General features: G+C 49.6%; 13 protein-coding genes. 5 read left to right on the forward strand and 8 right to left on the reverse strand.

Features of this window, described 5'->3' with window-relative positions; translation table 11 throughout:
* Positions 1 to 17: 17 nt before the first annotated feature.
* On the reverse strand, positions 18 to 1118 hold the full coding sequence (locus tag MKY64_RS27340) for an HD-GYP domain-containing protein (RefSeq protein WP_036728078.1): 1101 nt from the start codon (positions 1116 to 1118) through the stop codon (positions 18 to 20).
* Positions 1119 to 1278: 160 nt separating this feature from the next.
* Entirely contained in the window at positions 1279 to 3825 is a 2547-nt protein-coding gene (gene gyrA, locus MKY64_RS27345; RefSeq protein WP_036728076.1) for a DNA gyrase subunit A, read from the reverse strand.
* Positions 3826 to 4120: 295 nt separating this feature from the next.
* Between gyrA and MKY64_RS27350 the strand changes: the two genes are divergently transcribed.
* Positions 4121 to 5008, forward strand: a complete 888-nt coding sequence (locus MKY64_RS27350) for a YheC/YheD family protein (RefSeq protein WP_340956923.1) — start codon at positions 4121 to 4123, stop codon at positions 5006 to 5008.
* A 98-nt stretch (positions 5009 to 5106) separates the two neighbouring features.
* Here the strand turns inward: MKY64_RS27350 and gyrB are convergent, their stop codons facing one another.
* The 6 genes from gyrB to dnaA form a co-directional block, all read right to left on the reverse strand.
* Positions 5107 to 7017 carry a DNA topoisomerase (ATP-hydrolyzing) subunit B gene (gyrB, locus tag MKY64_RS27355; RefSeq protein WP_209879303.1) on the reverse strand — a complete coding sequence of 637 codons (1911 nt, stop codon included), beginning with the start codon at positions 7015 to 7017 and terminating at the stop codon, positions 5107 to 5109.
* A 45-nt stretch (positions 7018 to 7062) separates the two neighbouring features.
* Complete coding sequence (remB, locus tag MKY64_RS27360) at positions 7063 to 7311, reverse strand: extracellular matrix regulator RemB (RefSeq protein WP_036728071.1); 249 nt, start codon at positions 7309 to 7311, stop codon at positions 7063 to 7065.
* A gap of 16 nt (positions 7312 to 7327) precedes the next feature.
* A complete protein-coding gene (recF, locus tag MKY64_RS27365) occupies positions 7328 to 8446 on the reverse strand; it encodes a DNA replication/repair protein RecF (RefSeq protein WP_036728069.1) in 1119 nt (372 codons plus the stop codon).
* Positions 8447 to 8466: 20 nt separating this feature from the next.
* Positions 8467 to 8697 carry a S4 domain-containing protein YaaA gene (yaaA, locus tag MKY64_RS27370; protein WP_036699885.1) on the reverse strand — a complete coding sequence of 77 codons (231 nt, stop codon included), beginning with the start codon at positions 8695 to 8697 and terminating at the stop codon, positions 8467 to 8469.
* A 47-nt stretch (positions 8698 to 8744) separates the two neighbouring features.
* Complete coding sequence (gene dnaN / locus MKY64_RS27375) at positions 8745 to 9887, reverse strand: DNA polymerase III subunit beta (RefSeq protein WP_036728067.1); 1143 nt, start codon at positions 9885 to 9887, stop codon at positions 8745 to 8747.
* Between the two features lie 196 nt (positions 9888 to 10083).
* Entirely contained in the window at positions 10084 to 11430 is a 1347-nt protein-coding gene (dnaA, locus tag MKY64_RS27380) for a chromosomal replication initiator protein DnaA (protein WP_036699882.1), read from the reverse strand.
* Between the two features lie 759 nt (positions 11431 to 12189).
* Between dnaA and rpmH the strand changes: the two genes are divergently transcribed.
* The 4 genes from rpmH (at position 12190) to jag (ending at position 14812) form a co-directional block, all read left to right on the forward strand.
* Positions 12190 to 12324 carry a 50S ribosomal protein L34 gene (gene rpmH, locus MKY64_RS27385; protein WP_039295761.1) on the forward strand — a complete coding sequence of 45 codons (135 nt, stop codon included), beginning with the start codon at positions 12190 to 12192 and terminating at the stop codon, positions 12322 to 12324.
* Positions 12325 to 12704: 380 nt separating this feature from the next.
* A complete protein-coding gene (rnpA, locus tag MKY64_RS27390; protein WP_036699878.1) occupies positions 12705 to 13055 on the forward strand; it encodes a ribonuclease P protein component in 351 nt (116 codons plus the stop codon).
* An 87-nt stretch (positions 13056 to 13142) separates the two neighbouring features.
* Complete coding sequence (locus MKY64_RS27395) at positions 13143 to 14081, forward strand: YidC/Oxa1 family membrane protein insertase (protein ID WP_209879294.1); 939 nt, start codon at positions 13143 to 13145, stop codon at positions 14079 to 14081.
* The gene (jag, locus tag MKY64_RS27400) at positions 14078 to 14812 is read left to right on the forward strand and encodes an RNA-binding cell elongation regulator Jag/EloR (RefSeq protein ID WP_036699874.1); all 735 of its coding nucleotides are present in this window, start codon (positions 14078 to 14080) and stop codon (positions 14810 to 14812) included. Before MKY64_RS27395 ends, jag begins: the two co-directional genes overlap by 4 nt.
* Positions 14813 to 14881 lie beyond the last annotated feature (69 nt).

Genomic DNA, 14881 nt, shown 5'->3' on the forward strand with positions numbered 1-14881 from the left:
CTCCTCTGTCCGCGTGCTTAAGCAATAATTTCTTGAATATGAAGCTCCCGTTCATTGATCAGATTAACGATGTTTCCTTCAACCTGAACCATGGGTCTTGTCGGGTTGTTACGATCGGTAAAGATGATTTCCCCATGACGCCCATCGCTGAGCCGTATCCGTGTACCGTTATATAGGTCTGTCGTCTTTTGAATGAAGGTCTGTACGATTACCGGATCGAGCTTTCCGAAGCTCTCCTTCTGCAGCTGCTCCAATACCAGATAAGGCGACTGTGCCTTTCTGTAGGCTTTTCCCAGCGTCATGGCATGGAAGATATCGGCGACTGCCACAATCTTGGCGTAGAAATGAATCTGGCTGCCATCCAGCCTAAGTGGATACCCTGAACCATCTATCTTCTCATGGTGCTGCAAGGCGGCGAGTCTAACCCCTTCGTTAATGGCTGTAACATTGCGCAGCAGCTGATAACCGTATGTAGTGTGCCTGCGTACCTCGTCAATCTCTGCACCGCTTAGAGGGGTTGGCTTCTGCAGCAGCGCTTCGTCTACCTTAATGTTACCTATATCGTGCAGCAAGCCGGCAAAAGCAGCCTGCATCCAGTCCTTCTGCGGATATCCGCACCACTGGGCAATTCGATAGGAGGTTAGGGCAGACAAGACCGCATTATGATAGTTATATTCCTGGTCAATCAGCACACGCGGCGCAAACTTTAAGACATGATAATCCTTCAAATGGGTAATCAGCAGCTCCAGTTGACTCCGCAGTTCGAAGATCGGAAGAGCCGCTGCAGCCGCTGCACGGTAGCTTTGCTTGATAAGCACCAGCATTTTCTCATACTCATCGTGAAGCGGAGAATTACTCTTGGCCAGCACCGACTCATTAATCAGAGCACCCGCCTTAGCCGCTTGCTGCTTCACTGCCGGTTTAGCGCTCTCTGCCGATTTGTCTTCCCCTTGTGCCCCTTCAATCTCAACCTGTCCGATCAAAAAAGCCTGCAAAATCTCAATATCCCGGGGGAGAATGATTTTGCCCTTCCCGAACAATACTCCTCCTAAAGGAGTAATTACATCCTTTATAATCTTTGAACCCGCTTTAATCTCTCCAACGGATATGTTTGGCATTAGCCCAAGCCCCTTTATGTCGGTGACACCTATGATGCTCTAATTATAGTATGGAACCCGGGAAGCGGCTAGATAGAGAATTCCCCGTTCATCAGTTAATAGAATATAAAAAAAGAGCATGGATTTCTATACATCAGAAACCCATGCTCTCCTGCCATCCTTATTCGAGGCTATCGTCTTCGTTCACGGCATCCGCTTCAGACTGGCTAGCTTCCATCTCGCCTTCGTCTTCTACAGGAACTCCTTGAATGTCTTCGCCATCCTCATGCTCAGACAGCTCTTCATCCTCTTTGTCCGCTCTGCACAGTGTAGCTACAGCATCATCCTCACGGATATTAATCAGCTTAACGCCCTGCGCATAACGGCCCATGGTGGATATTCCGTCCATGCTGGTACGTATCAGGGTACCGCTGGTCGTAATAATCATCAGATCCTCGTCCTGCTTGACGACCTTCAGCCCGACAACCGGCCCGTTCTTATCCGTAAGGTTAATGGTCTTGATGCCTTTACCGCCGCGGGTCTGGGACCGGTAGTCAGCAGCAGGTGTCCGCTTACCATAGCCCTTGGTGGTTACGATCAGCACCTCAAGCTCCTGGTCTACGCAGTCCATGCCAATAACATGGTCATTGGAATCAAGCGTGATTCCCTTAACCCCGGTAGCGCTGCGGCCCATGGAACGCACATCATTCTCCGAGAAGGTAATCGACATTCCGCGTGCAGTACCGATAATCAGATTCTGCTCACCGTCTGTCAGCTTCACCTCAATCAGTGAATCCTCCTCACGGAGATTGATTGCAATCAGGCCACCCTTACGGATGTTGTTGTAATCTTCCAGAGGCGTCTTCTTCACAATTCCCTCGCGGGTAGCGAAGAACAGGTACTTGTCACTGTCCGCTTCTTCCACCTGGATGACCGCACTGATCTTCTCGCCCTGCTCGATTTGAATCAGGTTGATGATCGGCGTTCCCCGGGCAGTCCGTCCAAGCTCCGGAATTTCATAGGCCTTAATCCGGTACACCTTACCCTTATCAGTGAAGAACATCAGGTAGTTATGGGAGTTGCTCACGAAGAGATGCTCCACAAAGTCCTGGTCCTTGGTGTCCATCCCGATGACACCGCGTCCGCCGCGCTTCTGGCTGCGGTAGGTGTTGACCGGAAGACGTTTGATGTAACCGGTGTGGGTAATCGTGATAACAACCTCTTCACGCGGAATCAGATCCTCGTCAAGGATGCTTTCTTCCCCAACGGTAATTTCTGTACGGCGGTCATCGGAGTACTTATCCCGGATCTCCTGCAGCTCATTGCTGATAATATCCAGCACAAGATGCTCATTGGCCAGAATCTCACGGTATTCGGCAATTTTGGCCAAAAGCTCGTTATATTCGTTTTCGATCTTCTCGCGTTCCAGACCGGTCAGACGCTGCATCCGCATATCGAGGATCGCCTGGGCCTGCTCTACGCTTAGACTGAAGGTCTCCATCAGACCTTCCCGGGCAATGTCGGTAGTGCGTGAGGCGCGGATCAGGGCAATGACCTCATCCAGATGATCCAGGGCAATACGCAGACCTTCCAGAATATGCGCCCGTGCTTCCGCCTTCTTAAGGTCGAAGATCGTCCGGCGGCGGATGACTTCGATCTGATGCTGCAGATAGTGATATAGCACATCGCGCAGATTCAGAGTCTTCGGTTCATTGTTGACAATAGCCAGCATGTTGATCCCGAAGGTGGACTGCATAGAAGTATGCTTGTAGAGATTGTTGAGTACCACACTCGGATTCACATCCCGTCTCATTTCAACCACTACGCGCATTCCATTACGGTCAGACTCATCACGCAGATCCGTAATTCCCTCGATGCGCTTCTCACGCACCAGCTCCGCAATCTTCTCCACGAGCCGGGCTTTGTTGACCTGGTAAGGAAGCTCATGCACAATAATCCGGGCCTTGCCGTTATTCTCTTCAATTGTCGCCTTGGCACGCATGGTAACCGATCCGCGTCCAGTGCGGTAGGCCTGACGGATGCCTTCACGGCCCAGAATATATCCGGCCGTCGGGAAATCCGGGCCTTGAATATATTCCATAAGCTCCATAGGCGTAATATCAGGATTCTTGATCATCGCCTGCACACCGTCAATAACCTCACCGAGGTTATGCGGAGGAATGTTGGTTGCCATCCCCACCGCAATCCCGCCTACACCATTGACCAGCAGATTGGGATAACGCGCCGGCAAGACTACAGGCTCGTTCTCTTCACCGTCATAGTTGGGCGCGAAGTCAACGGTCTCCTTGTTCAGGTCACGGAGCATTTCTCCGGCAATTTTGGACAAACGTGCTTCTGTATAACGCATTGCAGCCGCCATGTCTCCGTCTATGGAACCGAAGTTACCATGACCGTCTACAAGCATATAGCGCATGGAGAAGTCCTGTGCCATACGTACCATTGTTTCATAGACTGCTGAGTCACCGTGTGGGTGATACTTACCGATAACCTCACCGACGATTCTCGCTGACTTCTTATGTGGCTTATCCGAGGACATACCAAGTTCCGACATTGCAAACAAAATGCGTCGGTGAACAGGCTTAAGTCCATCCCGCACATCCGGCAAAGCCCGGCTTACAATGATGCTCATTGCGTAATCCATAAAGGATTCGCGCATTTCCACGCCAATGTCCCGATCTTTGACTTGCGGGTTATTTTGTTCAGCCATGAGTTGGTGGACCTCCTTCAGTTAAAAACCGCTACCCTATATTATATTACTTTCACAAAACCAGCACAATTAAACATGATAGCCTGTTATCGTCTATATTGATTTTCTTTTAGTACGGATAAGGGTATACGCCCTCTCCGCTGCTGTCTTCAGTACATAGACTGTAGAGACAAGAGAATTGGCTTCATGCCCCTGTTTTCGTCCCAAAAAGCATAATCTCATATCCTTATATTATAACATTATTTTGCTTTCTTGTCCTGAAAATTCGCTATGCGTAAAGAAACGGAGGCAGAACATGAAGATTCAACGCGTGTCCAGCAAATGGGCAAAAACGAAAGTCATTCTGCAAAACCGTCAGCTCTCGGTCTATATTCCGGAAACGCGCAAATACGGCCTGGAGGATCTGAAAGAAATGCTGCATCTGCATGGCACGGTATATATAAAGCCCGACCGCGGAACCTATGGCAGCGGAGTGATGAGAGCCGAGCAGAGGGTTGTACACTTAAGTCCCAGCGGGCAGCAGCCGGAGACCGGTGAACCGGAGACAGCAGCTGCAGGCATTGAAGCAGAAGTACCGGCAGAGCCGAAGCTGATGTATATTCTCAGGTATGCGAAGGACGCCGAGGTCTTTAATAGCCCTGAAGAGCTTCATGCCGCACTGGTGCCCCGGATTAAAGACCGCAGCTATCTGGTCCAGCAGGGCATTGATCTGCTGCAGCATCAGGAGCGCCCCTTCGACCTGCGGGTGCTTACCCAAAAGAATCCCCAGGGCAGCTGGGAGACTACAGGCATGCTTGGCCGGGTCGCCGCACCGCAGAAGGTGATCACGAATTATCACAGCGGGGGCAGTGTTTTTCCGGTAGGTGCCTTGTTCAAGGAGCATATGACCTCTGACGAAATGTCTGCAACTACCCAGCAGCTCAAATCGCTGGGCGTCCGAATCGGCGCGCAGCTCGAAACGGCTTATCCAGGCCTTAAGGAGCTGGGGCTTGATGTCGCCATAGACCAGCATCACGATCTATGGCTGCTTGAAGTAAACACCTTACCCTCCATCATTGTCTTCAAATTATTCCCGAACAAAGCTATTTACCGCAAAATCCACCGTTACGCTGTGGCCTATGGACGGTTGAAGCCTAACCGGAAGTCCGTGACCAGCCGCCGTAAGCGAATATCGAACTTCTAGCTCTATGTATTCAAACGGCAGACTATATAACCTCTGTATTACTAAAAAACCTCCGGCTTCATCCGCAAGGGATAATCCGGAGGTTCGCTATGTGCGGCTTAAATATCCAGGTTCTTAACCGATTGCGCATGCTCCTGAATGAATTCACGGCGCGGTTCGACATTGTCACCCATCAGGGTATCAAAGATGCTGTCCGCCAGCATGGCATCCTCAATGGTCACCTGCAGCATGGTGCGGCTCTCAGGGTCCATCGTCGTGTCCCACAGCTGAGCGGCGTTCATCTCACCCAGACCTTTGTAGCGCTGAACATTAACCTTCACGTTCTCACCAAAGGCAGCAATGATCTCATCGCGCTCCTTCTCGGTCTGTGCATAGCGCACAACCTTGTTGCGCTCGATCTTGAAGAGCGGCGGCTGGGCGATATAGATATACCCTGCGTCAACAATCTTCCGCATGTAGCGGTAGAAGAAGGTCAGCAGCAGTGTTCGGATATGGGCGCCGTCGACGTCCGCATCCGTCATAATGACAACCTTGTGGTAACGCGCCTTCGAGAGGTCGAAATCATCGCTAATCCCGGTTCCGAGTGCGGTGATAATCGCCCGGATTTCCGCATTGGACAAGATCCGGTCCAGCCGGGCCTTCTCGACGTTCAGAATCTTACCGCGCAGCGGCAGGATCGCCTGAAAATGACGGTCCCGGCCTTGCTTGGCTGATCCGCCTGCCGAGTCACCTTCGACGATGTACAGCTCACTGATCGACGCATCCTTGGAGGAGCAGTCCGCCAGCTTGCCCGGCAGGGCGCTGACTTCAAGCGCACTTTTGCGGCGGGTCAGCTCACGGGCCTTTTTGGCCGCTTCACGGGCACGGGAAGCCTGCAATGACTTCTCCAGCACCTTGCGTGAGACGGCAGGATTCTCTTCCAGGAACTCCTGCAGCTTCTCGCCGAACAGTGATTCTACAATCCCGCGGACTTCACTGTTGCCGAGCTTGGTCTTGGTTTGGCCTTCGAACTGCGGCTCAGGGATTTTGACGGAAATAATCGCCGTCAGACCTTCACGGACATCATCACCGGTCAGATTCTGGCTGCTATCCTTGATCACGCCGGCCTTGCGTGCGTAATCATTAATGATCCGCGTCAAAGCGCTCTTGAAGCCGGATTCATGCGTTCCGCCCTCGTGGGTATTGATATTGTTGGCGAATGAATAGATATTCTCTGTATATGAATCGTTATATTGGAGAGCTACTTCAACCGCGATCATATCCCGTGAGCCTTCCACGTAGATCGGATCCTCATGAAGAGCTTCTTTTTTCTCGTTAAGGTATTTCACATACTCCACAATACCGCCTTCATACTTGAACGTATTGTTGACTCCGGTCCGTTCATCCAGCAGTGACAGCTCAATGCCCTTGTTCAGGAAGGCCAGCTCTCGGATACGGGTAAGGAGCGTGGAGTATTCAAAAGTAGTGGTTTCGGTAAAAATATCCGGGTCCGGGTGGAAGGTGGTGGTGGTCCCCGTCTCCTCTGTATCCCCGATCACTCTGATGTCATATTGCGGCACGCCGCGGTTGTACTCCTGCTGGTAGACATGCCCGTCACGCTTGACGGTCACTACTACCTTCTCGGACAAAGCGTTAACCACAGAGATCCCCACGCCGTGAAGACCGCCGGACACCTTGTAACCCCCGCCGCCGAACTTACCGCCTGCATGCAGGACAGTCATGACCACTTCAAGCGTGGACTTCTTCAGCTTGACGTTCTCACCGACAGGAATTCCCCGCCCGTTGTCAATAACAGTCACACTATTATTTTCAGTAATTATGACTTGAATCCGGTCGCAAAAACCTGCCAGCGCCTCATCGATACTATTATCGACAACCTCCCAGACCAAATGATGCAGACCTTTGGAGCTGGTGGAGCCAATGTACATGCCGGGACGTTTCCGAACTGCTTCCAGCCCTTCCAGTACCTGAATCTGGCTCTCATCATATGTCGGTTGATTCATTGACATGCCTTCACCTACTTCTTTCAGATTATCTCTTGTAACTTACGAAACCTATATTTCTAACAAGATCTTGGCTCTTTTTTTGAGAGTGGAGGAGGAGATCGGGGAGTAGTAGACAGTATTCCTGGTCACGACAATAGACTTCGCTTCCTCTTCACCAATGCGTTCCAGCTTCTTATCCTGCTGGGAATGAGTCATAAACTGCTTCGATACCTTGGAGGACTTCTCAATCGATATATCAAATATAGCAATCAGCTCTGAGGATCGAATAATTTTTTCTCCGCCCAAATGAATATACATGGTCTTCCTCCGCTCTTTATAACCCCACTTTGCCGCCATGAACATGATACAGGATTGCACCCTTTAGTTTATCAGCGTTCAGTCCCTCAACACCGGTGGCAGTGATGAAGGTCTGCACCTTGCTCTGAAAGGTTTCGATAAGCTGGGTCTGACGATAGGGATCAAGTTCGGACAAAACATCATCAAGAAGCAGCACAGGGTATTCTCCGATCTCCTCATGGATCAGTTCAATTTCCGCCAGCTTGAGCGATAAAGCTGCCGTACGTTGCTGCCCTTGGGAACCGTAGACCTGAGCTTCTCTTCCGTTGATAAAAAAGGACAGGTCATCCCGATGGGGACCCGTCAGCGTCATGCCGCGCCTGATTTCCTGATCTCTTGTTTGTGATAACTTTAACATAAATTTGTCCAATAAGACAGCTTCATCTTCCTCTTCACGCTCACCAAAGGAGGGGACATAGAGCAGCTTGAGCTCTTCTCCGCCGTTTGTGATGCCCCGGTGGATGCTTTCTGCCCATATCTGCAGCTTCTTTATGAATTGTTTCCTTTTTTTAACGATTTTAACACCATGTTCTACAAGTTGGGCATCCCAGATGTCCAGAAGCTCCCGGCCGCCAGCCTCCTTGCCCCATAACTGCTTCAGCAAATTGCCCCGCTGGAGGAGGATTTTCTGGTACTGCTGCAGATGAAACAGGTAGCTCGGCTGAACCTGGCCAATCTCCATGTCAAGGAACCGGCGCCGGATGCCCGGGGTGCCTTTAACAATCTCCAGATCCTCCGGAGCAAACATTACAACGTTCAGCGAGCCTACGAATTCACTGAGCCGCCGTTGCTCCAGTCCGTTAATTCTGGCCTTCTTGCCCTGCGGGGACAGGGTCAGCTCCAGCTTAAGATCTCCGTATTTGCGCTCTACTTCAGCAACAATCTGTGCGGAGCCCGCCGGGGCATCGAAGGAGATCAGCTCCTTGTCCTTGGAGGTCCGGTGGCTTTTGGTCATCGCAAGGACAAACAAAGCCTCCATGAGATTGGTTTTGCCCTGGGCGTTCTGTCCGAGAATGAGATTCACATCGCCCAGATGCTCAAGACGCAGCAGCCCATAGTTGCGGTAATCCTGCAGTCCGATATTTTTGACAAACAAGAGCCTGTTCCTCCTTAGGGTTACTCCTCCTTGACGCCGCCGCCCTCAACTTCAAAGACGCCGTTATCCTGTACCTCGATTGTATCACCCGGGTAGAGCTTCCGGCCACGCCGTTCTTCTACCTCACCGTTCACCTGCACATGCCCTTCCTGCAGCAGTGCCTTAGCCATTCCCCCTGTGGATACACAATCGGAGAGCTTCAGGAACTGGTCGAGCTTAATATATCCACTGTGGATAACTATTTTTTTCATGTTTTTGATCCTCTCAGCCACTTATCCACATGTTCATGAACAGGGCGTTAATTAGTTGTCCGGTACGGCAGAATCACATACAGGCTGCGGCTCTCATCGAGCGGTCTGAGAATAATCGGGCTCATCATGCCGGTGAAGGCGATCACGAGCTGCTCACTCTCCACCACCTTCAGCACATCGAGCATATATTTGGAGTTGAAGGAGATGCGCAGCGGCTCGCCTTTGAAATCGATAACTTCCAGCTCTTCACGGACCTTCCCCAGCTCGGAGGAACTGGAAGAGATCTCCACATCACCGTTTTCCAGGGTCTGCATCCGGACGATGTTCGTTTTCTCTTCGCGGGACAGCAAATAAGCACGGTCAATCGATTCGCTTAATTTTTTTGTGTCCAAAGTTAGTTCTGTTTTGTAGGTGGTTGGAATAATTCTAGAAGTATCCGGATAAATGCCATCCAGAATCCGCGAATAGAACAGCACTTTGTCGATTTTGAACAGCACCTGGTTATCGGCGACGACAATATCCACCAGCATATTCTGATCAGGGATAATTTTGCTCAGCTCGTTCAGCGTTTTGCCGGCAATGACAATATTCGCGAACTGGATATTCTCTGTGCCTTCCAGGTGTGCAGCTCTGGTTGCGAGCCGGTGGCGGTCGGTAGCCGTGAACTTGAATTCATTGTCGGCCAGATTCCACAGAATGCCTGTCAGGATCGGTGTGGTCTCTTGGGTGGAGATGGAGAAGGCAGTCTGCTTGATCATATTCTTCAGCAAATCACCGGGCATGGAGATGGTTTCATTCTCTTCAATGCTTGGCAGAACAGGGAATTCTTCAGGATCGAGGCCCACAATCTGAATCTCCGTAGAGCCGGAGGAGATGTAGGTCTGGAAGCCTTCCTTGACTTCCATGTGAATTTCTTTGGAGGGAAGCTTCTTGATAATCTCTACGAAAAATTTGGCGGGAAGCACTACGCTGCCCGGCTGCTCTACCTTGACGATCGTCTGGCTGTCATTCTCGGCAGGGATGAAGGACTGAATGGAAATATCCGTATCACTTGCAGTCAGTGTAACGCCCTGATGGCTAACCTCAAACTTAATACCGGTCAGAATAGGGATAGTTGTTCTGCTGGAGATTGCCTTGGAGACATGGCCGATGGATTCGTTAAGCTCGTTTTTGAGAATGCTGATTTTCATGATTTCACTCCTAGCTGAAAAATTGGGAAATGGGTGTACGTAAATGCTCTTTGAAACCTGCTCTTAGAAGATGAATTATTATAGTTATTTAATAGTATTAGTAGTAGGGGCTCCGTTTATGTGGATAAGTGGCTAAACAGCATAAAATTAAGCCTACCCACATGTGTATAGATTGTGTATAGGCTCTTTGTTCCTCTTAGGAAGGATTTTTAATTTTCTCCGAAAGATTATTTACCACTTTATAGAGCTCCTGGTCCACCTTTAATTGCTGCGTAATCTTCTCATGGGCATGGATAACGGTCGTATGATCGCGTCCTCCGAAGGCCTCGCCGATCTTAGGAAGCGAATAATCCGTCAGCTCGCGGGAGAGATACATGGCAATCTGCCTTGGAAAAGCCACAGCCTTCGTGCGTTTCCGCGCTTTGAAGTCCTCCATGCGCAAATTGTAGTATTCACCGACTTTTTGCTGAATATCGTTAATGGTGATCATCTTCGGACGGCTCGAAGGGATGATATCCTTCAGCGCTTCGGCTGCCAGATGTGTCGTCACATCCTGGTTCGTCAGGGAAGAATAAGCCACTACACGGATCAGCGCGCCTTCAAGCTCCCGGATATTCGTGTCGATCTGGTTGGCAATGTACATCATGGCTTCGTTCGGGATATCCAGGTTCTCCGCCTTGGCCTTCTTGCGTAGAATGGCAATCCGCGTCTCAAGATCGGGGGGCTGGATATCTGTGATCAGTCCCCATTCGAACCGGGAACGCAGCCGTTCTTCCAGAGTAGGAATTTCCTTGGGAGGCCGGTCGCTAGAGATGATAATTTGCTTGCGTTCTTCGTGAAGAGCATTGAACGTATGGAAAAATTCCTCCTGCGTGGACTCCTTGCCGGCCAGGAATTGGATGTCGTCAATCAGCAAAATGTCAACATTGCGGTACTTGTTGCGGAAGCTTTCGCCGCGGTTATCACGGATGGAGTTGATGAATTCATTCGTGAATTTCTCGGAGGAGATGTAAATCACCTTGTTGTTGGGGTTATGCTCCAGCACATAATGGCCGATCGCATGCATAAGGTGAGTCTTTCCGAGACCTACGCCTCCATACAGAAACAGAGGGTTATAGGCTTTGGCCGGCGCTTCGGCTACAGCAAGGGAGGCTGCATGCGCAAAACGGTTGCCTGAGCCGATCACGAATGTGTCGAAGGTGTATTTGGGATTGAGCAAATGTGTCTGTGCCTCTTCGCGCGAAACAACGGGAGTGGGCGCACTTTGCTGAACCACAGGCTCAGAGGGCTTGTTCTCCTCAATGACAAATTTGACTTCCACTTGCTGTCCGGTAACTTCATATACCGTTGCTCCTACCAGTTTGGTATAGCGACTTTCCAGCCATTCTACGGCAAAGGTTGTAGGCGCCGAGATGATAAGAGCCTGGGAATTGAATGTCATGGCCTTGGTGGCCTTGAACCAGGTATCGAAGCTCGGCTTGCTTAGTTTGGTTTGAATAATCGATAATATTTGCTGCCATAATTCGGAAGTATGGCTGTCCACAGACTGTCACTCCTTTAAATCTTCCAAATGTGGCATCAGCCATGAAGTGGAAATGTCGAAGAAAATGGGTTGGCGATTAATCTTATCCCCAGTATGCAACTTCAAGAGACAAAAAAATATGGATAAATTTGAATTGTTCACAACTTTATCCACAGCTTGTTGATAATTTATTGAACAAACAAATCTATTCACATTCAAAAGTAATACTATCATAGCAAAACGCCCCTTATTTTTCAATGAGCGACGCCATTTTATCCACAAATTCAATCACTTGTGTATAATTTTTAGGCACACCACTACATATTGTTGATAATTTGTTTACCGTTCGACAATTTCCGCGACTGCGGCAATTTTTTTATACACAGGTTGTGCTCACCTGTGAGCAAAATCCGCCCGGAATTAATCACAGGTGGATAACTGGACAAGCCTGTGGATTATTATTTTGGATGTATTCCTTTGTGGATAAGCGGTTAGGGTTAGGATTAGTGAAGAAGCGGGACACGCTGGGGATAAGATTCCGGATTCCGGCTGGTCCCAAAAAACGGGGGCAAAAGTGGAGCAGCCGGAAAAAGAGGGAGAAAGAGACATGGTTGACTTTTGGCGCATTAATGTGTTTAAATATATAAAGGTGTTTTCTGTGAGGATATGTCTCCAAATTAAATTGATAATACTTGTAGATACTGTCCCTACTTTAAGGACGGCTTAGTCCGTTTCTGCTTATATGACAGTAATTATGTTCCTGTAAGGGAGGTGCAATACATGAGACCGACGTTCAGACCAAATGTGAGTAAACGCAAAAAGGTGCATGGTTTCCGCAAAAGAATGAGCACGAAAAACGGCCGCAAAGTGCTGGCAGCCCGCCGCTTGAAAGGCAGAAAAGTTTTGAGTGCGTAAGATAGGCCACTTTGGGACCACTGCTGTGGTCCTTTTTTACGCTTTATTTGCAGAATGCATCAGCTGTTTTTATTTCTCTACTATATATAGCGCAGAATGGGATGATGCTCAGTGAGCAGAAACCCACGCATTACTTCTGCTGCTGCAACAATAAACGATAGGCTCTGCAGGGGATGTTAACGCTACTGCGGGGCTTTTTTTAAAGATATAAGAATTCAATTTCACTAGATTGTAGCTTCCACAAGCTGTCTATGTTTGTTGGCAGGGGATCTCCAGGGCCGGCGCAGTAACTGTTTATGGTCTCCCTTGAATGACAATACTAATTAGAAGATGAAATTCCGGAGCCTGGAGCAATTCCGGTATTTGAATAGGAGATTTCCGTGCACAAAAGTTTACGATTACGAAACCGTGCCGACTTCAGCCGCGTATACCGCCATGGGAAGTCATTTGCGAATCATCAGTATGTGGTGTATTGGTTCCCCAGAAGAGAAGTGGAACGATTCCGGGTGGGCATATCCGTCAGCAAGAAGGTCGGGAATGCCGTAGTCCGCAACCGGATGAGAAGGCTGGTCAAGGAGATTGTCCGTCACCACGAGGCGGAAATTGCCGGCAATCTGGATATCGTTTTCATTGTCCGAAAAGGAGCGCTCTCCAAGGATTACGCCGAACTGGAGAAAAGCGTGCTGCATGTGCTGCGCAAAGCCAAGCTGCTCAAGGCTTTACGCAAGTAAAAGAGCCTGAAGAGGGCTTGTTTATTTGTATCCATAATTATGTTATGATTTACGGTGCAATGGAATGTTTATGAGAGGGGTTTTGAAGTGTCTCTAATGAAGACTAAGCGAGGAAAAATGTTTCTTCTCCTCGGGTTAATGGTTCTAATGATTGCTGTTCTGTCGGGATGCTCTCCGTCTGCGACAACAGTGACGCACACTACGGAGGATTTGAAAAATGGAGGCTTCTGGCAGAGTAATGTTGTGTATTATTTCGCCATTGCCCTGGATACTTTTGCGAAATGGTTCAATGGCCAGTATGGCCTAGCCGTTCTTGTAATGGTTATCATTGTCCGCACGCTGATTCTTCCGCTTACGATTAAGCAGGTGAAGAGCTCACGTGCCATGCAGGCAATTCAGCCGGAACTTGAGAAGATTAAGAAAAAATATAAAGATGAGCCCGAAAAGGTACAGCAGGAGACAATGCGCCTGTTCCAGGAGAACAAGGTCAATCCGATGGCGGGCTGTCTGCCGCTGATCGTGCAAATGCCAATCTTCATTGCCCTATACAACTCGATCTACTACAATCCGGATCTTAGATTACATGACTTCCTGTGGCTGCAGCTCGGCAAACCCGATCACCTGTTCATCCTGCCGCTCCTTGCCGCTGCTACGACATTTATCCAGACCCGTATGATGACCAAAATGAACCCGGTACAACAGCAGGGTCCAATGCAGTTCATGATGATGGTATATCCCGTTCTGATCTTCATCATGTCCTACAACTTCCCGTCTGCACTTCCGCTGTACTGGTTCTATAGCAATCTGTACACCATCATTCAAAACTACTTCTTGTACCGCAACAATGATAAGCACAAAGCAGCACTTGCCGCTGCCAGCGCTACGGTGAGTGCAGGCAACAGCAAGGCTAAGGATGTTAACCTGACGAAGAGCAAGAACAGCAACTCTAACGCCCGCAAAGATGTAACTCCTGCTGCTAAAGGAAACGGAAGCAATGGGAAGAAGGGGGTCAAAAAGTCAAAATGAGCAAAGTCGTCGCGACAGGGAAAACCATTGAAGAAGCTGTAGAACGGGGACTTAATCAGCTTGGAGTTCACAAGGACCGGGTAACGGTCAACGTACTTGAACAGCCGTCAAAAGGATTCCTTGGATTGATCGGTGCGAAGGGGGCCAAGGTGGAATTGACCTTGATCCCGGAAGCCGCACCGGCATCAGCGGCGAGTGCTCCGCTACTGTCTCAGCAGACAACAAGAGAGAGCAATACAGAGGCGATCAGCGGTGTACCGCGCCAAGATTCCGGACACCCGGTAGAAGAAGCATACGGTCAGGCCGTTCATTTCATTGTAGATGTCGCCAAGAGCATGGGGCTTGAGGTGGAAGTTGAAATCGTTCATGCCAAGGAATCAACTGTTCTGCAAATTTCCGGTCCGGAGCTTGGGCTGCTGATTGGCAGAAGAGGACAAACTCTCGATGCTTTGCAGTATTTGGCTAATATTGTGGCCAACCGGTATTCTGACAGCTTCATCCGGCTCGTGCTGGATGCGGAGAACTTCCGGGAGCGCCGCAAGAAGACACTGGAGGAGCTGGCTGACCGTCTGGCCGGGCGTGTGGTGAGGACCCGCAAAGAGGTGGTCCTTGAGCCCATGTCCCCGCAGGAACGCAAGATCATCCATTCCAGATTACAGGATCACAAGCAGGTGAACACCCTCAGCAAGGGTGAAGAGCCGAACCGCCGCGTCGTTATAACTTTGAAGTAGAACCATATGCCGCAATGACTCCTTGACCTATGCGAGGAGTCATTGTTTTTTTGAAGAGACCAAAACCAG

The sequence above is a fragment of the Paenibacillus sp. FSL R7-0210 genome (genome assembly GCF_038009085.1).
Lineage (GTDB): Bacteria > Bacillota > Bacilli > Paenibacillales > Paenibacillaceae > Paenibacillus_AQ > Paenibacillus_AQ silagei.

Coding starts and splice junctions, on each gene's coding strand:
- MKY64_RS27340 (WP_036728078.1), bottom strand. CDS start 1,118: ATGCCAAACATATCCGTTGGAGAGATTAAAGCGGGTTCAAAGATTATA.
- gyrA (WP_036728076.1), bottom strand. CDS start 3,825: ATGGCTGAACAAAATAACCCGCAAGTCAAAGATCGGGACATTGGCGTG.
- MKY64_RS27350 (WP_340956923.1), top strand. CDS start 4,121: ATGAAGATTCAACGCGTGTCCAGCAAATGGGCAAAAACGAAAGTCATT.
- gyrB (WP_209879303.1), bottom strand. CDS start 7,017: ATGTCAATGAATCAACCGACATATGATGAGAGCCAGATTCAGGTACTG.
- remB (WP_036728071.1), bottom strand. CDS start 7,311: ATGTATATTCATTTGGGCGGAGAAAAAATTATTCGATCCTCAGAGCTG.
- yaaA (WP_036699885.1), bottom strand. CDS start 8,697: ATGAAAAAAATAGTTATCCACAGTGGATATATTAAGCTCGACCAGTTC.
- dnaN (WP_036728067.1), bottom strand. CDS start 9,887: ATGAAAATCAGCATTCTCAAAAACGAGCTTAACGAATCCATCGGCCAT.
- rpmH (WP_039295761.1), top strand. CDS start 12,190: ATGAGACCGACGTTCAGACCAAATGTGAGTAAACGCAAAAAGGTGCAT.
- jag (WP_036699874.1), top strand. CDS start 14,078: ATGAGCAAAGTCGTCGCGACAGGGAAAACCATTGAAGAAGCTGTAGAA.